This is a genomic window from Streptoverticillium olivoreticuli subsp. olivoreticuli, from assembly GCF_003391135.1.
Classification (GTDB): Bacteria; Actinomycetota; Actinomycetes; order Streptomycetales; family Streptomycetaceae; genus Streptomyces; species Streptomyces blastmyceticus.
The window spans coordinates 4,707,942-4,726,453 of record NZ_CP031455.1; the positions used below are offsets into that span (position 1 = coordinate 4,707,942).

Annotated in this window: 16 protein-coding genes; 2 read left to right on the forward strand and 14 right to left on the reverse strand. The window is 70.7% G+C overall.

Features of this window, described 5'->3' with window-relative positions; genetic code table 11:
- Positions 1–95: 95 nt before the first annotated feature.
- Entirely contained in the window at positions 96–1,271 is a 1,176-nt protein-coding gene (locus tag DXZ73_RS20610) for a fumarylacetoacetate hydrolase family protein (RefSeq protein WP_116212544.1), read from the forward strand.
- 149 nt (positions 1,272–1,420) lie between these two features.
- The gene (locus DXZ73_RS20615) at positions 1,421–1,918 is read left to right on the forward strand and encodes a hypothetical protein (RefSeq protein WP_116212547.1); all 498 of its coding nucleotides are present in this window, start codon (positions 1,421–1,423) and stop codon (positions 1,916–1,918) included.
- A 57-nt stretch (positions 1,919–1,975) separates the two neighbouring features.
- Here the strand turns inward: DXZ73_RS20615 and nuoN are convergent, their stop codons facing one another.
- From nuoN to DXZ73_RS20685, 14 genes are read right to left on the reverse strand one after another with little or no spacing between them, the layout of a single operon-like run.
- Positions 1,976–3,628, reverse strand: coding sequence for an NADH-quinone oxidoreductase subunit NuoN (gene nuoN / locus DXZ73_RS20620; RefSeq protein WP_162890265.1), 1,653 nt, complete (start codon positions 3,626–3,628; stop codon positions 1,976–1,978).
- Positions 3,625–5,247 (reverse strand): NADH-quinone oxidoreductase subunit M, encoded by a 1,623-nt coding sequence (locus DXZ73_RS20625; RefSeq protein WP_116212551.1) that lies wholly within the window; start codon positions 5,245–5,247, stop codon positions 3,625–3,627. Before DXZ73_RS20625 ends, nuoN begins: the two co-directional genes overlap by 4 nt.
- A 2-nt stretch (positions 5,248–5,249) precedes the next feature.
- On the reverse strand, positions 5,250–7,145 hold the full coding sequence (gene nuoL, locus DXZ73_RS20630) for an NADH-quinone oxidoreductase subunit L (protein WP_116212553.1): 1,896 nt from the start codon (positions 7,143–7,145) through the stop codon (positions 5,250–5,252).
- Between the two features lie 12 nt (positions 7,146–7,157).
- Positions 7,158–7,457, reverse strand: a complete 300-nt coding sequence (gene nuoK, locus DXZ73_RS20635; RefSeq protein ID WP_116212555.1) for an NADH-quinone oxidoreductase subunit NuoK — start codon at positions 7,455–7,457, stop codon at positions 7,158–7,160.
- The gene (locus DXZ73_RS20640) at positions 7,454–8,284 is read right to left on the reverse strand and encodes an NADH-quinone oxidoreductase subunit J (protein ID WP_116212557.1); all 831 of its coding nucleotides are present in this window, start codon (positions 8,282–8,284) and stop codon (positions 7,454–7,456) included. The genes nuoK and DXZ73_RS20640 overlap by 4 nt, the downstream gene beginning before the upstream one ends.
- Positions 8,281–8,898 (reverse strand): NADH-quinone oxidoreductase subunit NuoI, encoded by a 618-nt coding sequence (nuoI, locus tag DXZ73_RS20645; protein ID WP_116212559.1) that lies wholly within the window; start codon positions 8,896–8,898, stop codon positions 8,281–8,283. Before nuoI ends, DXZ73_RS20640 begins: the two co-directional genes overlap by 4 nt.
- Positions 8,891–10,231, reverse strand: a complete 1,341-nt coding sequence (nuoH, locus tag DXZ73_RS20650) for an NADH-quinone oxidoreductase subunit NuoH (protein WP_116215737.1) — start codon at positions 10,229–10,231, stop codon at positions 8,891–8,893. The genes nuoI and nuoH overlap by 8 nt, the downstream gene beginning before the upstream one ends.
- A gap of 32 nt (positions 10,232–10,263) precedes the next feature.
- Entirely contained in the window at positions 10,264–12,774 is a 2,511-nt protein-coding gene (locus tag DXZ73_RS20655; protein ID WP_116212561.1) for an NADH-quinone oxidoreductase subunit G, read from the reverse strand.
- Positions 12,771–14,150: an NADH-quinone oxidoreductase subunit NuoF gene (nuoF, locus tag DXZ73_RS20660; RefSeq protein WP_116212563.1), complete on the reverse strand. Its 1,380-nt coding sequence runs from the start codon at positions 14,148–14,150 to the stop codon at positions 12,771–12,773. The genes DXZ73_RS20655 and nuoF overlap by 4 nt, the downstream gene beginning before the upstream one ends.
- Positions 14,147–14,905, reverse strand: a complete 759-nt coding sequence (gene nuoE / locus DXZ73_RS20665; RefSeq protein WP_116212565.1) for an NADH-quinone oxidoreductase subunit NuoE — start codon at positions 14,903–14,905, stop codon at positions 14,147–14,149. The genes nuoF and nuoE overlap by 4 nt, the downstream gene beginning before the upstream one ends.
- Positions 14,906–14,922: 17 nt before the next feature.
- The gene (locus tag DXZ73_RS20670) at positions 14,923–16,245 is read right to left on the reverse strand and encodes an NADH-quinone oxidoreductase subunit D (RefSeq protein ID WP_116212567.1); all 1,323 of its coding nucleotides are present in this window, start codon (positions 16,243–16,245) and stop codon (positions 14,923–14,925) included.
- Positions 16,245–17,003: an NADH-quinone oxidoreductase subunit C gene (locus DXZ73_RS20675; RefSeq protein ID WP_116212569.1), complete on the reverse strand. Its 759-nt coding sequence runs from the start codon at positions 17,001–17,003 to the stop codon at positions 16,245–16,247. Before DXZ73_RS20675 ends, DXZ73_RS20670 begins: the two co-directional genes overlap by 1 nt.
- Complete coding sequence (locus DXZ73_RS20680; protein WP_116212571.1) at positions 17,000–17,554, reverse strand: NuoB/complex I 20 kDa subunit family protein; 555 nt, start codon at positions 17,552–17,554, stop codon at positions 17,000–17,002. The genes DXZ73_RS20675 and DXZ73_RS20680 overlap by 4 nt, the downstream gene beginning before the upstream one ends.
- A 13-nt stretch (positions 17,555–17,567) precedes the next feature.
- Complete coding sequence (locus DXZ73_RS20685) at positions 17,568–17,927, reverse strand: NADH-quinone oxidoreductase subunit A (protein WP_058047631.1); 360 nt, start codon at positions 17,925–17,927, stop codon at positions 17,568–17,570.
- Positions 17,928–18,512 lie beyond the last annotated feature (585 nt).

Consider the following 18,512-nt stretch of genomic DNA (forward strand, 5'->3'; position numbering starts at 1 on the left):
GATCCCCCTCGGGCACCCCTTGCCTGGCGGCCGCCAGCACGTAATGTGGGCACGGACGGTCACCAGGCGTCCAGGAGAGAGCGAGGCAGCGTCCCATGCCCCAGCACAGCCCCCGCGAGCTTCCCGAAGGCGATCCCTTCGGCGCGGCCACCCTCCCGTACGGCGTCTTCACGACGCCCGACGCCCCGGACCACCGCCGGGTCGGCGTCCGCTACGGCGCGTACGTCCTCGACGCGGCGGCCGCGGCCGCCGCGCACGGCTCCGCGTACGCCGGGCTGCTGGACCGGCCGACGCTCAACCCGCTGCTGGCGGCGGGCCGCGCCACGTGGCAGGCCGTCCGCGCCGAGATCCGCGGCTGGCTGGACGGGGAGCATTTCCACCCGCTGGACGAGGTGACGCTGCACCTGCCCTTCGAGGTCGCCGACTACGTCGACTTCTACGCCAGCGAGCACCACGCCACCAACGTCGGCCGGATCTTCCGGCCCGACGGCGACGCGCTGACGCCCAACTGGAAGCACCTGCCGATCGGTTACCACGGCCGCGCCGGCACGGTCGTCGTCTCCGGCACCTCCGTGATCCGCCCCCAGGGCCAGCGGAAGACCCCCGAGGGTCCGGTGTTCGGCCCGTCGACGCGGCTCGACATCGAGGCCGAGGTCGGCTTCGTCGTCGGCACGCCCGCGCCGCCGAACACCCCTGTCGCCCTCGGCGACTTCCGCGCGCACGTCTTCGGCGTGTGCCTGGTCAACGACTGGTCGGCGCGCGACATCCAGGCGTGGGAGTACGTCCCGCTCGGCCCCTTCCTCGGGAAGTCCTTCGCGACCTCCGTCTCGGCGTGGATCACCCCGCTCGACGCCTTCGACGAGGCGCGCACCGCGCCGCCGGAGCGCACCCACCCGCTGCTGCCCTACCTCGACGACTCCGCGGCGGAACCGGGCGGCATCGACCTGCGCATCGAGGTGACCATCAACGGGGAGACCGTCTCCCGGCCGCCCTTCGCCTCCATGTACTGGACGGCGGCCCAGCAGCTCGCCCATATGACCGTCAACGGCGCCTCGTTGCGCACCGGCGACCTCTTCGCGTCCGGCACGGTCAGCGGCCCCGACCCCGACCAGCGCGGCTGCCTGCTGGAGCTCACCGAGGGCAAGGGCCCCTGGCTGGAGGACGGCGACGAGGTCACCCTCACCGCCTGGGCGCCGGGGCCGGACGGCGCCCGGATCGGCCTCGGCGAGGTCACCGGCAGGATCGCGCCCGCACGCACCCCCGGGCCATGACCGCCGGCACCGCCCCGTGCCTCACGCTGCCCGAGGAACTGCTGCTGCGCCGGGACCAGTCCGCGGACGGCGGCTGACGCCGCTCCGGAGCGGTGGGACAGGACTGCTAATTTGTCGTGTCCAGATCCACTACGGAGGAGCGAGCGCACGTGCGCAAGGCAGTACAGATCACGGGGGCGGCGCTCATCGCCGCTGTGCTGATGACGGGTTGCAGCAGCCAGAGCGACGGGGACAAGAAGACCGGCGGCGCCACGCCGCCGGCCGCCCAGCCGGACAAGCCCGCCGACCCGGCCGCCGCCAAGGGCGGCAACGTCAAGGCCGCCGACCTCAAGGGCGGCTGGTCGAAGGGCAAGCTCATGGACAAGAGCCTGCTGATCATGTCCTTCTCCGGGAACATGGTGATGCTGAGCGGGAAGACGGCCTGCTCCGGCACGGTCGTGGACACCACGCAGCCGGTCACCATCAACATCACCCACTGCCAGGACGGCAGCACCGAATACGCCAAGGGCACCATCAAGAGCGTGGACGCCAAGACGCTCACAGTGGCGTGGGCCTCCGGCAAGGAGGACACCCTCACCAAGACCGTGGGCGCGGACGGCAAGCCCGCCGCCGAGGTGCCGGGCCTGCCGGGCAAGCTCGGCCACTGACGCACAACCGCCCGGTGCCCCTCTCGGGACACCGGGCGGCGTAACGGCTCAGCGCGCCTACCGGACGAACACCCCCGCCTGGCCCGCCAGATCCAGGAAGTACTGCGGGGCGACACCGAGGACGAGCGTGACCGCGACCCCGACGGCGATCGCCGTGGAGGTCAGCGCGCTCGGCACGGCCACGGTCGGCCCGTCGGCCTTCGGCTCGCTGAAGAACATCAGCACGATCACCCGGATGTAGAAGAACGCGGCGATCGCCGAGGACAGCACACCGACGATGACCAGCGGCGTCGCACCGCCCTGGGCCGCGGCCTTGAAGACCGCGAACTTCCCCGTGAAACCGCTGGTCAGCGGGATGCCCGCGAAGGCCAGCAGGAAGACCGCGAAGACGGCCGCGACCAGGGGCGAACGGCGGCCCAGACCCGCCCACTTGGACAGGTGCGTCGCCTCGCCGCCCGCGTCCCGCACCAGCGTCACCACCGCGAAGGCGCCCAGGGTCACGAAGGAGTACGCGGCCAGGTAGAACAGGACGGAGGACACCCCGTCCGGGCTGACGGCGATGACACCGGCGAGGATGAACCCGGCGTGCGCGATGGAGGAGTAGGCGAGGAGCCGCTTCACATCCGTCTGGGTCACGGCGACGATCGCGCCCACCAGCATGGTGACGATCGCGACGCCCCACATCACCGGCCGCCAGTCCCAGCGCAGCCCCGGCAGGACCACGTACAGCAGCCGCAGCAGCGCGCCGAAGGCGGCGACCTTGGTGGCGGCGGCCATGAAGCCCGTCACCGGCGTGGGGGCGCCCTGATAGACGTCGGGGGTCCACATGTGGAAGGGCACCGCGCCCACCTTGAAGAGCAGCCCCATCAGCACCAGCGCCCCGCCGATCAGCAGCAGCGCGTCGTTGCCTGTGGTCGACGCGAGGGCGGGGTCGACCGTACGGACCGTGCCGTTCACGACGTCGGCGATGCCGGCGTAGGTGACCGTGCCCGCGTAGCCGTACAGCAGCGCCACCCCGAACAGCAGGAAGGCCGAGGAGAAGGCGCCCAGCAGGAAGTACTTGACCGCGGACTCCTGGGACAGCAGCCGCTGGCGGCGGGCGAGCCCGCACAGCACGTACAGCGGGAGGGAGAAGACCTCCAGCGCGATGAAGAGGGTCAGCAGGTCGTTCGCGGCGGGGAAGACGAGCATGCCCGCGACCGCGAAGAGCGCGACCGGGAAGACCTCGGTGGTGGTGAACCCCGCCTTGACGGCGGCCTGTTCGGCCGCGCCGCCCGGCACGGCGGAGCCCTGCGCGGCGAAGGAGTCGACGCGCTTGCCGTGCGCCGCCGGGTCCAGCCGCCGCTCGGCGAAGGTGAACACCGCGATCAGCGAGACCAGGAGAATGGTCCCCTGGAGGAACAGCGCCGGGCCGTCGACGGCGACGGCGCCCATGGCGGCGATGTGCGCCTTGCCGGTGCCGTAGCCCCCGGCGGCCAGGGCGATGACGGCGGCGAACCCTGCGACCAGGCCGACCGCGCTCAGCAGCAGCTGCACGGGATGGCGCAGGCGCCGCGGCAGGAACGCCTCCACGAGGATGCCGAGGACGGCGGCGCCGAGGACGATCAGCGTCGGTGACAGCTGGGCGTACTCGATGTGCGGGGCCGGGATCTTCTTCGGCGGGTCGGCCGACATCGTCCACAGGCTGTGGACGAATGCTGCGTGACTCACTTCGCGGCCTCCACATCGTTCGTCGGAGCGGTCGGAACATCGGGCTTGGGGTCGGTCTTGTGGACCTGCGACATCGTGCGGCCGACCGCCGGGTCGATGATCTGCGTCAGCGGCCTGGGATAGACGCCGAGGAAGATCAGCAGGGCGATCAGCGGGCCTACGACGACCAGTTCGCGCACCCGCAGGTCGGGCATGCCGCGCACGGACTCCCGCACCGGGCCGGTCATCGTGCGCTGGTAGAGCACCAGGACGTACAGGGCGGCGAGCACGATGCCCAGCGTCGCGACGATCCCCACCGCCGGATAGCGGCTGAACGTGCCGACCAGGACCAGGAATTCGGAGACGAAGGGCGCGAGCCCCGGCAGCGACAGCGTGGCCAGACCGCCCACCAGGAACGTCCCGGCGAGGACCGGCGCGACCTTCTGCACCCCGCCGTAGTCGCCGATGAGCCGGGAGCCGCGACGGGAGATCAGGAAGCCCGCCACCAGCATCAACGCGGCCGTGGAAATGCCGTGGTTGACCATATAGAGCGTCGCGCCGCCCTGGCCCTGGGTGGTCATCGCGAAGATGCCCAGGATGATGAAGCCGAAGTGCGAGATCGACGCGTACGCGATCAGCCGCTTGATGTCCCGCTGGCCGACCGCGAGCAGCGCCCCGTACAGGATGCCGATCAGCGACAGCACGATGATCACCGGCGTCGCCCACTTCGACGCCTCGGGGAACAGCTGGAGGCAGAAGCGCAGCATCGCGAACGTGCCGACCTTGTCGACCACCGCGGTGATCAGCACGGCGACGGGCGCGGTGGCCTCGCCCATGGCGCCCGGCAGCCAGGTGTGCAGCGGCCACAGCGGCGCCTTCACCGCGAAGGCGAAGAAGAAGCCCAGGAACAGGGCCCGTTCGGTGACGGTCGCGAAGTGCAGCCTGCCGTCCGCCCGCGCCTGGACGATCTCCTGGAGGGAGAAGGTGCCGGTGCCGAGCTGGTGCGCGGTGACGGCGTAGAGCCCGATGACGGCGGCCATCATGATCAGCCCGCCGGCCAGGTTGTAGAGCAGGAACTTCACCGCCGCGTACGACCGCTGGGCGGCCGCCTCCTCCTCGGACCGGCCGCCCGCCCGGTCGCCGAAACCGCCGATGAGGAAGTACATCGGGATCAGCATGGCTTCGAAGAAGATGTAGAAGAGGAAGACGTCGGTGGCCTCGAAGGAGATCACCACCATCGCCTCGACCATCAGGATCAGCGCGAAGAAGCCCTGGGTGGGCCGCCAGCGCCGGTTGGGCGCGGGTCCTTCGAGCGGGTCGGCGTCATGCCAGCCGGCCAGCATCACAAAGGGGATCAGCAGCGCCGTCAGGGCGATCAGCACCACCGCGATGCCGTCGACCCCCAGGTCGTACCGGACGCCGAAGTCCTTGATCCAGGCGTGCGACTCGGTCAGCTGGAACGGCTTCCCGGAGTCCGGGTCGAACCGCGCCAGCTGCACGCCCGCCAGCGCGAGCGTGGCCAGCGCGAAGGCCAGCGCGAGCCATTTCGCGGCCGTGCGGCGCGCGGCCGGGACGGCGGCGGTCACGACCGCGCCGGCCGCGGGCACCGCGGCCGTGACCGTCAGCAGGGGAAAAGACATGATCAGACCGCCCTCATCAGCAGGGTCGCGGCGATGAGCACTGCCGCACCGCCGAACATCGAGACCGCGTACGACCGCGCGTAGCCGTTCTGGAGCCTGCGCATCCGGCCCGACAGCCCGCCGACGGAGGCGGCCGTGCCGTTGACGACGCCGTCGACCAGCGTGTGGTCGGCGTAGACCAGGCTGCGGGTGAGGTGCTCACCGCCCCGGACCAGCACGACGTGGTTGAAGTCGTCCTGGAGCAGGTCCCGTCGGGCGGCGCGGGTGAGCAGGTTCCCCCGGGGCGCCGTGACGGGGACGGGACGGCGCCCGTACTGCGCCCAGGCGAGCGCCACCCCGAGGACGAGGACGACCATGGTGCCGATGGTGACGGTGAGCGCGCTGACGGGTGAATTCCCCTCCGCGTGCCCGGTGACCGGCTCCAGCCACTTCAGGAAGGTGTCGTTGATGCTGAACAGCCCACCGGCGAAGACCGATCCGAAGGCGAGCACGACCATGGGGATCGTCATGGTCCTGGGCGACTCGTGCGGGTGCGGGGCGTTGCCCTCCGCATCTGGCTGCCAGCGCTTCTCGCCGAAGAAGGTCAGGACCATCACGCGCGTCATGTAGTACGCGGTGATGGCCGCGCCCAGCAGCGCCGCGCCGCCGAGGATCCAGCCCTCCGTACCGCCCTTGGCGAAGGCGGCTTCGATGATCTTGTCCTTGGAGAAGAAGCCGGACAGGCCGGGGAAGCCGATGATGGCGAGATAGCCGAGGCCGAAGGTGACGAAGGTGACCGGCATATACGTCCGCAGGCCGCCGTAGCGCCGCATGTCGACCTCGTCGTTCATGCCGTGCATCACCGACCCGGCGCCGAGGAAGAGCCCCGCCTTGAAGAAGCCGTGGGTCACCAGGTGCATGATCGCGAAGACATAGCCGACCGGGCCGAGACCGGCGGCGAGGATCATGTAGCCGATCTGCGACATCGTCGAGCCGGCCAGCGCCTTCTTGATGTCGTCCTTCGCACAACCGACGATCGCACCGAAGAGCAGCGTCACCGCGCCCACCGTGACGACCGCGGTCTGCGCGTCCGGCGCCGCGTTGAAGATCGCGCCGGACCGGGTGATCAGATAGACGCCGGCGGTCACCATCGTCGCCGCGTGGATGAGGGCCGAGACCGGGGTCGGGCCCTCCATCGCGTCGCCGAGCCAGGACTGCAGCGGCACCTGGGCGGACTTGCCGCACGCGGCGAGCAGCAGCATCAGCCCGATGGCCGTCAGCCTGCCCTCCCCCGCGTCCGTCGCGTGCGCGAGGACCGGGCCGAAGGCGAAGGTGCCGAACGTGGTGAACATCAGCATGATCGCGATGGACAGGCCCATGTCGCCGACGCGGTTGACGAGGAACGCCTTCTTGGCGGCGGTGGCCGCGCTGGGCTTGTGCTGCCAGAAGCCGATCAGCAGGTACGAGGCGAGGCCGACGCCCTCCCATCCCACGTACAGCAGGAGGTAGTTGTCGGCGAGGACGAGCAGCAGCATCGCGGCGAGGAAGAGGTTCAGATAGCCGAAGAAGCGGCGCCGCCGCTCGTCGTGCTCCATATAGCCGACCGAATAGAGGTGGATCAGCGTGCCCACCCCCGTGATCAGCAGGACGAAGGTCATCGACAGCTGGTCCAGCTGGAAGCCGACGTCCGCGCGGAAGCCGCCGACCGGCACCCAGCTGAACAGGTGCGAGGTCAGCGTGCGGTCCTCGCGGCCCCTGCCCAGGAGGTCGGCGAAGAGCACGGCGCCCAGCGCGAAGGACACCGCCGCGAGCAGCGTGCCGATCCAGTGCCCGGCCCGGTCCAGACGGGGGCCGCCGCACAGCAGCAGGCCCGCGCCCAGCAGGGGTGCCGCGACGAGCAGTCCGATGAGGTTCTCCACGTCAGCGTCCCCTTACAACTTCAGCAGGCCGGCGTCGTCGACCGAGGCCGAATGGCGGGAGCGGAAGATCGACACGATGATCGCGAGGCCGATCACGACCTCGGCGGCGGCCACGACCATGGTGAAGAAGGCGATGATCTGGCCGTCCAGATTGCCGTGCAGCCGGGCGAAGGTGACGAACGCCAGGTTGCAGGCGTTCAGCATCAGCTCGACGCACATGAAGATGACGATCGCGTTCCGCCGGATGAGCACACCGGCGGCGCCGATGGTGAACAACAGGGCCGCCAGGTACAGGTAGTTGACCGGGTTCACTTGCGGGCCTCCTTCGCGCCCTCGGTGCGGCCGCCCTCGACCCACTCCGCGGAGCGCTGCTCCAGCGCGGCCAGCTCCTGGAGCGCCTCGCCGGACACGTCGCGGATCTGGCCGCGGGCGCGCAGCGTCGGGTTGACGGTGAGCTCGGCGGGGGTGCCGTCGGGCAGCAGGCCGGGGACGTCCACGGCGTTGTGCCGGGCGTAGACGCCGGGGGCGGGCAGCGGCGGCAGCTGCTCGCCCGCCCGGACCCGCGCCTGGGAGCGCTCGCGCTGGCCGGGGGCCCGCTCGGTGCGCTCGCGGTGGGTGAGGACCATCGCCCCGACGGCCGCGGTGATCAGCAGCGCGCCGGTGATCTCGAAGGCGAAGACGTACTTGGTGAAGATGAGCGCCGCGAGACCCTGCACATTGCCGCCGGAGTTGGCCTGGCCGAGCCCGGTGAAGTCCTTCAGGGAGGCGTTGGCGATGCCCGCGATCAGCAGGATGCCGAAGCCCAGCGCGCAGAGCCCGGCGAGCCAGCGCTGGCCCCTGATGGTCTCCTTGAGGGAGTCGGCGGCGGTGACGCCGACCAGCATGACCACGAAGAGGAAGAGCATCATGATCGCGCCGGTGTAGACGACGACCTGGACGACGCCCAGGAAGTAGGCGCCGTTGGCGAGGTAGAACACCGCGAGCACGATCATGGTGCCGGCGAGCGACAGGGCGCTGTGGACGGCCTTCCTCATCAGCACCGTGGACAGCGCGCCGACGACGGCGACGGTGCCCAGCAGCCAGAACTGCACGGCCTCACCGGTCGAGGTCATGCCCGCTGCGGCGACGGTGGTGCTCATGCCTCCCCCTCACCGGACGGCGTGGAGGCCGCGGCGCCCGCGGGCTCGGTGTCCTGCGGCGGCTCCTCGCCCTTGGAGAGGGCCACTTGGCGCACGGTGCCCGGCGCGGCCTCCGTCACCAGGCCGCGGTAGTAGTCCTTCTCGGTCATGCCGGGGAAGATCGCGTGCGGGGTGTCGACCATCCGGTCCTCCAGGCCCGCGAGCAGCTCCTCCTTGGTGTAGATGAGCGACTCGCGGCTGGTGTCGGCCAGTTCGTACTCGTTCGTCATGGTCAGGGCCCGGGTGGGGCACGCCTCGACGCACAGGCCGCACAGGATGCAGCGAAGGTAGTTGATCTGGTAGACGCGGCCGTAGCGCTCGCCCGGGGAGTAACGCTCCTCGTCGGTGTTGTCCGCGCCCTCCACATAGATCGCGTCGGCCGGGCAGGCCCAGGCGCACAGCTCGCAGCCGATGCACTTCTCCAGCCCGTCCGGGTGCCGGTTGAGCTGGTGGCGGCCGTGGAAGCGCGGCGCGGTGTGCTTCTTCTCCTCCGGATACTGCTCGGTCAGCCGCTTCTTGAACATGGCCTTGAAGGTCACGCCGAAGCCGGCCACGGGGTTCTGGAAGTCAGGCACCCTCGCCCTCCTTTCCGTCTCGGGGACCGTCACTCACAGTATTGGGGCTGCCACTGACAATGAGCTCGCGGTCGAGGCGCGACGGCCGGCGCGGCACCGGCGGCAGGGTCTGGCCGGGCAGTGGCGGCACGGGGAAACCGCCCGCCATCGGGTCGAACTCGCCCTGCGGGCCCGGGCCTTCCGCCTCCTGCTCCGCCTTGGCGCCGCGGTCACGGAAGATGTCGGCCACGAAGGACAGCAGCAGGATGGCGACGACCGCGCCGCCCACGTAGAGCACGATGCGCTGGAAGTCGTAGTGCTCGTTGCGCATCGCCCGGACGGTGGCCACGAGCATCAGCCACACCATCGAGATGGGGATGAGGACCTTCCACCCCAGCTTCATGAACTGGTCGTAGCGCAGCCGCGGCAGCGTGCCGCGCAGCCAGATGAAGAAGAACAGCAGCAGCTGGAGCTTGACGACGAACCACAGCATCGGCCACCAGCCGTGGTTCGCCCCCTCCCAGAACGCCGAGACGGGGTACGGGGCCCGCCAGCCGCCCAGGAACAGCGTCACCGCGACCGCCGAGACCGTGACCATGTTGACGTACTCGGCGAGCATGAACATCGCGAACTTGATGGAGGAGTACTCGGTGTTGAAGCCGCCGACCAGGTCGCCCTCGGACTCCGGCAGGTCGAACGGCGCCCGGTTGGTCTCCCCGACCATCGCCACGATGTAGATGAGGAAGGAGACCGGCAGCAGCAGGACGTACCACCGGTCGTGCTGCGCGTCGACGATCGTCGAGGTCGACATCGACCCCGAGTAGAGGAACACGGCGGCGAAGGAGACGCCCATCGCGATCTCGTACGAGATCATCTGCGCGCACGACCGCAGGCCGCCGAGCAGCGGGTAGGTCGAGCCGGAGGACCAGCCCGCCAGCACGATGCCGTAGATGCCGACCGACGCGGTGGCCAGGATGTAGAGCACGCCGATCGGCAGGTCGGTGAGCTGCATCGTGGTGCGGTGGCCGAAGATCGAGATCTCGTTCCCGGCCGGGCCGAAGGGGATGACGGCGATCGCCATGAAGGCCGGGATCGCCGCGACGACCGGCGCGAGGATGTAGACGACCTTGTCGGCCCGCTTGACGACCACGTCCTCCTTGAGCATCAGCTTGATGCCGTCCGCGAGGGACTGGAGCATGCCCCAGGGGCCGTGCCGGTTGGGTCCGATGCGCAGCTGCATCCACGCGACGACCTTGCGTTCCCAGACGATCGAGAACAGCACCGTCAGCATGACGAACGCGAAGCAGAAGACGGCCTTGACGACGATCAGCCACCACGGGTCCCGGCCGAACATCGACAGGTCCTCGGCGGCCAGTGCGTATGCCTTCACTGCTGTGCCTCCGGTTCTTCGGTTCCGGTGCCGTCACCGGCGGCCGCGGCGATGCGCACGAGCTCGCCGGGGCGGGCGCCGGTGCCGTCGGTGACCCCGGCGCCCACGGAGTTCAGCGGGAGCCACACCACCCGGTCCGGCATGGGGGTGATCCGCAGCGGCAGCCGTACGGTCCCGGCCGGGCCGGTCACGGCCAGCGGCTCGCCCTCGCGCACCCCCGCCTCGGCGGCGGTCGCGGCGGAGAGCCGGGCGACCGCCGCGTGCCGCGTGCCGGCCAGCGCCTCGTCGCCCTCCTGGAGCCGTCCCCGGTCGAGCAGCAGCCGGTGGCCCGCGAGCACGGCCTCGCCGGCGCCGGGCGGCGCCGGCGGGCGGCCGGGCTCGGCGGGGGCGGCCGCGTGGGCGCCGTCCCAGGCGCCGAGCCGGTCCAGCTCCGTCCGCGCGGCGTCGGTGTCCGGCAGGGCGAGGGCCACGCCCATCGCGTCGGCCAGCATGTGCAGCACCCGCACGTCCGTCGGAACATGACTGCGCGTCAGCTGATCGCGTCTGATCGCGGCCTCGAAGGGACGGGCACGGCCCTCCCAGTTGAGGAACGTGCCCGCCTTCTCCTCCACCGCCGCGACCGGCAGCACCACATCGGCCCGTTCCGTCACCTCGCTCGGCCGCTGCTCCAGGCTCACCAGGAAGCCGATGGCGTCGAGCGCGGCACGCGCGCGTGCCGGGTCGGGCAGGTCGGCGACCTCCACCCCGCCCACCAGCAGGGCGCCCAGCTCTCCGGTGGCCGCGGCCTCGACGATCTGGCCGGTGTCCCGGCCGGTGCCGCGCGGCAGGTCGGTGACGCCCCAGGCGGCCGCCGTCTCCTCCCGGGCCCGGGGGTCGGTGGCCGGGCGGCCGCCGGGCAGCAGGCCCGGCAGGGCACCGGCCTCGATCGCGCCCCGCTCGCCCGCCCGGCGCGGGATCCACACCAGACCCGCCCCGGTGGTGCCCGCGGCCGCGAGGGCCGCGGTCAGCGCGCCCGGCACGGCCGCCAGCCGCTCGCCGACGACGATCACCGAGCCGTCCGCGCGCAGCGCCTCGGCCGCCGCCCGCCCGGCCGCGTCCAGCCCGACGGCGTCCGCCAGCGCCCGCAGCCACTCGGTCTCGGTGCCGGGGGCCGCGGGCAGCAGCGTGCCACCCGCCTTCAGCAGACCGGCAGTTGTGTGGGTGGCCAGGGAGAAGACGCGCTGGCCGTGCGTGCGGTGCGCCTTGCGCAGCCGCAGGAAGACCCCGGGCGCCTCCTCCTCCGCCTCGAACCCGGCGAGCAGCACGGCGGGCGCCCGCTCCAGCGTCTCGTAGGTGACGCCTTCGCCGTCGAGGTCACGGCCCCGTCCGGCGACCCGCGCCGCGAGGAAGTCGGCCTCCTCCGCGCTGTGCGTCCGCGCCCGGAAGTCCACGTCGTGCGTGTCGAGGGCCACGCGCGCGAACTTGGCGTAGCCGTAGGCGTCCTCGACCGTCAGCCGCCCGCCCGTCAGCACGCCCGTCCGACCGCGCGCGGCGGCCAGTCCGCGGGCCGCGGCCTCCAGCGCCTCCGGCCAGCTCGCGGGCTCCAGGGCGCCGTCGGCGCCGCGTACGAGCGGGGTGGTGAGCCGGTCCGGCCGCTGGGCGTAGCGGAACGCGAAGCGGCCCTTGTCGCACATCCACTCCTCGTTGACCTCGGGGTCGTTCGCGGCGAGGCGGCGCAGCACCTTGCCGCGCCGGTGGTCCGTGCGCGTCGCGCAGCCGCCCGCGCAGTGCTCGCACACCGACGGCGAGGAGACGAGGTCGAAGGGCCGGGAGCGGAATCGGTACGCCGCGGAGGTGAGCGCGCCCACCGGGCAGATCTGGATGGTGTTGCCGGAGAAGTACGACTGGAACGGCACGTCCTCGCCGGTGCCCACCTGCTGGAGCGCGCCCCGCTCCAGCAGCTCGATCATCGGGTCGCCCGCGATCTGCTGGGAGAAGCGGGTGCAGCGGGCGCACAGCACACAGCGCTCGCGGTCGAGGAGGACCTGGGTGGAGATCGGCACCGGCTTCTCGAAGGTGCGCTTGCGGCCCTCGAAGCGGGTGTCGGCCTGGCCGGCGGACATCGCCTGGTTCTGCAGCGGGCACTCACCGCCCTTGTCGCAGACGGGGCAGTCGAGCGGGTGGTTGATGAGCAGCAGCTCCATCACTCCGCGCTGGGCCTTGTCGGCGACGGGCGAGGTGAGCTGGGTCCGTACGACCATGCCGTCGGTGCAGGTGATGGTGCACGACGCCATCGGCTTGCGCTGGCCCTCGACCTCGACGATGCACTGCCGGCAGGCTCCGGCGGGGTCGAGCAGCGGGTGGTCGCAGAACCGGGGGATCTCGATGCCGAGCAGTTCCGCGGCGCGGATGACCAGCGTCCCCTTGGGCACGGAGAGCGCGATGCCGTCGATGGTGACGGACACCAGGTCGTCCGGGGGCACCGCCGCGTTCCCTCCCCCGGAGGAAGCCGGCGTGGTGACGGTCATGCGGTTACCTCCTGGTGGTTCCCGTCCGCCCACGCCGTGGACTTCGCGGGGTCGAAGGGGCAGCCCTTCCCCTTGATGTGCTGTTCGTACTCCGCGCGGAAGTACTTCAGCGAGGAGAAGATCGGACTCGCGGCGCCGTCACCGAGCGCGCAGAAGGACTTGCCGTTGATGTTGTCGGCGATGTCGGCGAGCTTGTCCAGGTCCGTCATGCGGCCCCGCCCGGCCTCGATGTCGCGGAGCAACTGCACCAGCCAGTACGTGCCTTCGCGGCAGGGCGTGCACTTGCCGCAGGACTCGTGGGCGTAGAACTCGGTCCAGCGGGTGACGGCCCGCACCACACAGGTCGTCTCGTCGAAGCACTGGAGTGCCTTGGTGCCGAGCATGGAACCGGCGGCCCCCACGGCCTCGTAGTCCAGGGGGACGTCGAGGTGCTCCTCGGTGAGCAGCGGGGTGGAGGAGCCGCCGGGGGTCCAGAACTTGAGCCGGTGGCCGGGGCGCATGCCGCCGCTGATGTCGAGGAGTTGGCGCAGGGTGACGCCGAGCGGCGCCTCGTACTGCCCGGGGCCCGCGACGTGGCCGCTGAGGGAGTAGAGCGTGAAGCCCGGGGACTTCTCGCTGCCCATCGAACGGAACCATTCCTTACCGCGGTTGAGGATCGCGGGAACCGACGCGATGGATTCGACGTTGTTCACCACAGTGGGGCAGGCGTAGAGGCCCGCCACGGCAGGGAAGGGGGGCCTGAGCCGGGGCTGGCCGCGACGCCCTTCGAGCGAGTCGAGGAGGGCCGTCTCCTCGCCGCAGATATAGGCGCCCGCCCCCGCGTGCACGGTGATGTCGAGGTCGAGCCCGCTGCCGAGGATGTCCCGGCCGAGGTAGCCCGCGGCGTACGCCTCGCGCACGGCCTCGTGCAACCGCCGCAGCACGGGGACGGTTTCACCGCGCAGATAGATGAAGGCGTGGCTGGAGCGGATCGCGTAGCAGGCGATCAGCATGCCCTCGATGAGGGAGTGCGGGTTGGCGAAGAGGAGGGGGATGTCCTTGCAGGTGCCCGGTTCGGACTCGTCCGCGTTGACGACGAGGTAGTGCGGCTTGCCGTCGCCCTGGGGGATGAACTGCCACTTCATCCCGGTGGGGAAGCCCGCGCCGCCTCTGCCGCGCAGCCCGGAGTCCTTCACATAGGCGATCACGTCGTCGGGGGTCATCGCCAGGGCCTTGCGCGCGCCCGCGTAGCCCTCGTGGCGCAGATAGGTGTCCAGCGTCCAGGAGCGCGGCTGGTCCCAGAAGGCGCTGAGCACGGGCGAGAGCAGCTTCTCCGGGTCGGTGCCGCCCCCGGCCGTGGGGCGGGGGGTCCCACCGTTCGCGGGTGCCATGGTCATTCCTCCCCCTCCTCGGTGTGCTCCGCGGGCCCCGGCCCATGCGTGGGTCCGTCCGGTGCAGGCGCTCCGCGCGGCGGGCCGACATGGGCGGCCGGGGTCCCGCCCTTGGCCAGTCGCAGGCCGGCGAGGGTGGCGGGCCCGGCGGCGCCGCTCGCCTCGACGGCGCCCGGCCGCGGGTCGGGGAAGCCGGCCAGGATGCGGGCCGTCTCCTTGTAGGTGCACAGGGGTGCGCCGCGGGTCGGCCGGGCGGTGCGCCCGGCGCGCAGGTCGTCGACGAGGGCCTTGGCGCTCTCGACGGTCTGGTTGTCGAAGAACTCCCAGTTGACCATCACCACGGGCGCGAAGTCGCAGGCCGCGTTGCACTCGATGTGTTCGAGGGTGACCTTGCCGTCGTCCGTGGTGCCGCCGCCCTCGACGCCCAGGTGACGGCGCAGGGCGTCGAAGATGGCGTCGCCGCCCAGCACCGCGCACAGGGTGTTGGTGCAGACGCCGACCTGGTAGTCCCCGCTCGGCTCGCGGCGGTACATGGAGTAGAAGGTCGACACCGCCGTGACCTCGGCGACGGTCAGTTCGAGCACCTCGGCGCAGAAGCGCAGGCCGGTGCGGGTGACATGCCCGTCCTCCGCCTGGACGAGGTGCAGCAGCGGCAGCAGGGCGCTGCGGCTGTCGGGATAGCGGGCGATCACCTCCTTCGCATCGGCCTCCAGCCGGGCCCGTACGTCGGCGGGGTAGTCGGGAGCCGGAAGCTGGGGCATCCCCAACTGAACATCGCTCACCGGTCGACGCCTCCCATCACAGGGTCGATGGACGCGACGGCGACGATGACGTCGGCCACCTGGCCGCCCTCGCACATCGCCGCCATGGCCTGGAGGTTGGTGAAGGAAGGGTCGCGGAAGTGGACCCGGTAGGGGCGGGTGCCGCCGTCGCTGACGACGTGCACGCCGAGCTCGCCCTTGGGGGATTCCACCGCCGCGTACGCCTGGCCGGGCGGCACCCGGAAGCCCTCCGTCACCAGCTTGAAGTGGTGGATCAGGGCCTCCATCGAGGTGCCCATGATCTTCTTGATGTGGTCGAGGGAGTTGCCGAGGCCGTCCGGTCCGAGGGCCAGCTGGGCGGGCCAGGCGATCTTCTTGTCGGCGACCATCACCGCGCCGGGCGCCAGCCGGTCCAGGCACTGCTCGACGATCCGCAGGGACTGCCGCATCTCTTCGAGGCGGATGAGGAAGCGCCCGTACGCGTCGCAGGTGTCGGCGGTCGGCACCTCGAAGTCGTAGGTGTCGTAGCCGCAGTAGGGCTGTGCCTTGCGCAGGTCGTGCGGGAGCCCGGCGGCGCGCAGGATGGGGCCGGTCGCGCCGAGCGCGAGGCACCCGGCGAGGTCGAGGTAACCGACGTCCTGCATCCGGGCCTTGAAGATCGGGTTGCCGGTGGCGAGCTTGTCGTACTCGGGGAGGTTCCTGCGCATCTTCTTCACGAACTCGCGCACCGCGTCCACCGCTCCGGGCGGCAGGTCCTGGGCGAGGCCGCCGGGGCGTACGTACGCGTGGTTCATCCGCAGGCCGGTGATCAGCTCATAGAGGTCCAGGATCATCTCGCGGTCCCGGAAGCCGTAGATCATGATCGTGGTGGCGCCGAGCTCCATGCCGCCGGTGGCGATGGCCACCAGGTGGGAGGAGAGACGGTTCAGCTCCATCAGCAGCACGCGGACGACCGTGGCCCGGTCCGGGATCTGCTCCTCGATGCCCAGCAGCCGCTCCACGCCGAGGCAGTACGCCGTCTCGTTGTAGAAGGAGGTGAGGTAGTCCATGCGCGTGACGAAGGTGGTGCCCTGGGTCCAGTTCCGGAATTCGAGGTTCTTCTCGATGCCGGTGTGGAGATAGCCGATGCCGCAGCGGGCCTCGGTGACGGTCTCGCCGTCGATCTCCAGGATCAGCCGGAGCACTCCATGGGTGGAGGGGTGCTGGGGGCCCATGTTGACGATGATGCGCTCGTCGTCGGCCTGTTTCGCGGCCGCGGCGATCTCGTCCCAGTCGCCACCGGTGACCGTATATACGGTGCCTTCGGTGGTGTCGCGCGCGCTCGCAGGGGAAGTGCTCATCAGCTGTACGACCTCCGCTGGTCCGGAGCCGGGATCTGGGCGCCCTTGTATTCGACGGGGATGCCGCCGAGGGGGTAGTCCTTGCGCTGCGGGAAGCCCTGCCAGTCGTCCGGCATCATGATCCGCGTGAGCGCCGGGTGGCCGTCGAAGACAAGGCCGAAGAAGTCGTACGTCTCGCGCTCGTGCCAGTCGTTGGTGGGATAGACGTCCACGATCGAGGGCACGTGCGGGTCGCTGTCGGGGGCGCCGACCTCCAGCCGGATCAGCCGGTTGTGGGTGATCGAGCGCAGGTGGTAGACCGCGTGCAGCTCCCGGCCCTTGTCTCCGGGGAAGTGGACGCCGCTGACGCCGGTACAGAGCTCGAAGCGGAGCGCCGGGTCGTCGCGGAGGGTGCGGGCGACGCGCGGCAGGTGCTCGCGGGCGATGTGGAAGGTGAGCTCGCCGCGGTCGACGACGGTCTTCTCGATGGCGTTCTCCGGGGCGAGTCCCTGTTCCTCCAGGGCCCCTTCGAGCTCGTCGGCCACCTCGTCGAACCATCCCCCGTACGGGCGGGCGGACTCGCCCGGCAGCCGTACGGTGCGGACGAGGCCGCCGTAGCCGGAGGTGTCGCCGCCGTTGCGAGCGCCGAACATGCCGCGCTGGACGCGGATGGTCTCGCCCTGGTCGCCGCGCTGGCCCGGGAGGTTCTGGGCGTTGACGTCCTTGTCGGGGTTGACCCCGTTGGACCGGGAAGTGCCGTTGTTCTTCGGATCGCTCACCGCAGCAGACCCTTCATCTCGATCAGCGGCAGCGCCTTGAGGGCCGCTTCCTCCGCCTCGCGGGCGGCCTCCTCGCGGTTCACGCCGAGCTTCTCGCCCTGGATCTTCTTGTGCAGCTTCAAGATCGCGTCCAGCAGCATCTCGGGGCGCGGCGGGCAGCCGGGCAGATAGATGTCGACCGGCACGATGTGGTCGACGCCCTGGACGATCGCGTAGTTGTTGAACATGCCGCCGCTGGAGGCGCAGACACCCATGGAGATCACCCATTTCGGGTTGGGCATCTGGTCGTAGACCTGGCGCAGCACCGGCGCCATCTTCTGGCTGACCCGGCCGGCCACGATCATCAGGTCCGCCTGGCGCGGTGAGCCGCGGAAGACCTCCATGCCGAAGCGGGCGAGGTCGTAGCGCCCGGCGCCGGTGGTCATCATCTCGATGGCGCAGCAGGCCAGTCCGAAGGTGGCCGGGAAGACGGACGCCTTGCGCACCCACCCGGCGGCCTGTTCGACGGTGGTCAGCAAAAAACCGCTGGGCAGCTTCTCTTCGAGTCCCATGGTGTGGTGCCCCCTAGTCCCATTCCAGGCCGCCGCGGCGCCAGACGTAGGCGTAGGCGACGAAGACGGTGAGCACGAAGAGCAGCATCTCGACGAGCCCGAACAGCCCCAGGGCGTCGAAGGTGACGGCCCAGGGATAGAGGAAGACGATCTCGATGTCGAAGACGATGAAGAGCATCGCCGTCAGGTAGTACTTGATCGGGAAGCGCCCGCCCCCGGCGGGCTGCGGGGTGGGCTCGATGCCGCATTCGTAGGCCTCGAGCTTGGCGCGGTTGTACCTCTTGGGCCCGATGAGCGAGGCCATGACCACGGAGAAGATCGCGAAGCCTGCCCCGAGGGCTCCCAGTACGAGGATGGGCGCGTAGGCGTTCACCGCTCCTCGCTCCTTCCAGTCGACGCTGACTGCTGGCTGACCGGACCCCGGCGGGCTCACCGCCTCATGGGGATCCCCGCGAAGATCACCCATATGTGAGGCAGTTCACAAGCCCGGGTCGACTGCATCCTATGCCCGCCGGTCTGTGATCTGCGACACGGGGTGCGCGACCGCGTTTGTGATCTCCACCACCTGACGAACGATCATCAAGTCGGATGAGCGCCGATCTTCGTACACGAAGCGGTCGAGTGATCACGAGTGGTGACAATTGACGGCTCCGGCGCTGGTCGGAGGGGGGTGGCACTATCAAGACATGGCTGCTGCACACAAATTGGCGCGAGTGATCGCCAACTGATATAGGAGCACCGCCCACTGAGGCGGCGGCAGTCGGCGGACCCCTCGCCCGCCGCTCCGCCCTCCGGTTCACGAGCGCGGGGCCGGAGGCCGCCGGGGCGTGAGCTGCGCCACGCTCCGGGAGGTTCGGAGTCCGCTTTTCCCGGGTAGCCTCGACACGCTCGCCGTAAAGGTGATATGCCCGCCGACGATCATCCCCGGCGGTCAAACGCCGTGCTGAGGCGGCTGTTC

What these genes read in the sequence shown, in the direction of transcription:
- DXZ73_RS20610 (WP_116212544.1), top strand. Translation starts at nt 96, where the DNA reads ATGCCCCAGCACAGCCCCCGCGAGCTTCCCGAAGGCGATCCCTTCGGC.
- DXZ73_RS20625 (WP_116212551.1), bottom strand. Translation starts at nt 5,247, where the DNA reads ATGTCTTTTCCCCTGCTGACGGTCACGGCCGCGGTGCCCGCGGCCGGC.
- DXZ73_RS20640 (WP_116212557.1), bottom strand. Translation starts at nt 8,284, where the DNA reads ATGAGCACCACCGTCGCCGCAGCGGGCATGACCTCGACCGGTGAGGCC.
- nuoH (WP_116215737.1), bottom strand. Translation starts at nt 10,231, where the DNA reads ATGTTCGGCCGGGACCCGTGGTGGCTGATCGTCGTCAAGGCCGTCTTC.
- DXZ73_RS20655 (WP_116212561.1), bottom strand. Translation starts at nt 12,774, where the DNA reads ATGACCGTCACCACGCCGGCTTCCTCCGGGGGAGGGAACGCGGCGGTG.
- nuoF (WP_116212563.1), bottom strand. Translation starts at nt 14,150, where the DNA reads ATGACCATGGCACCCGCGAACGGTGGGACCCCCCGCCCCACGGCCGGG.
- nuoE (WP_116212565.1), bottom strand. Translation starts at nt 14,905, where the DNA reads ATGCCCCAGCTTCCGGCTCCCGACTACCCCGCCGACGTACGGGCCCGG.
- DXZ73_RS20670 (WP_116212567.1), bottom strand. Translation starts at nt 16,245, where the DNA reads ATGAGCACTTCCCCTGCGAGCGCGCGCGACACCACCGAAGGCACCGTA.
- DXZ73_RS20680 (WP_116212571.1), bottom strand. Translation starts at nt 17,554, where the DNA reads ATGGGACTCGAAGAGAAGCTGCCCAGCGGTTTTTTGCTGACCACCGTC.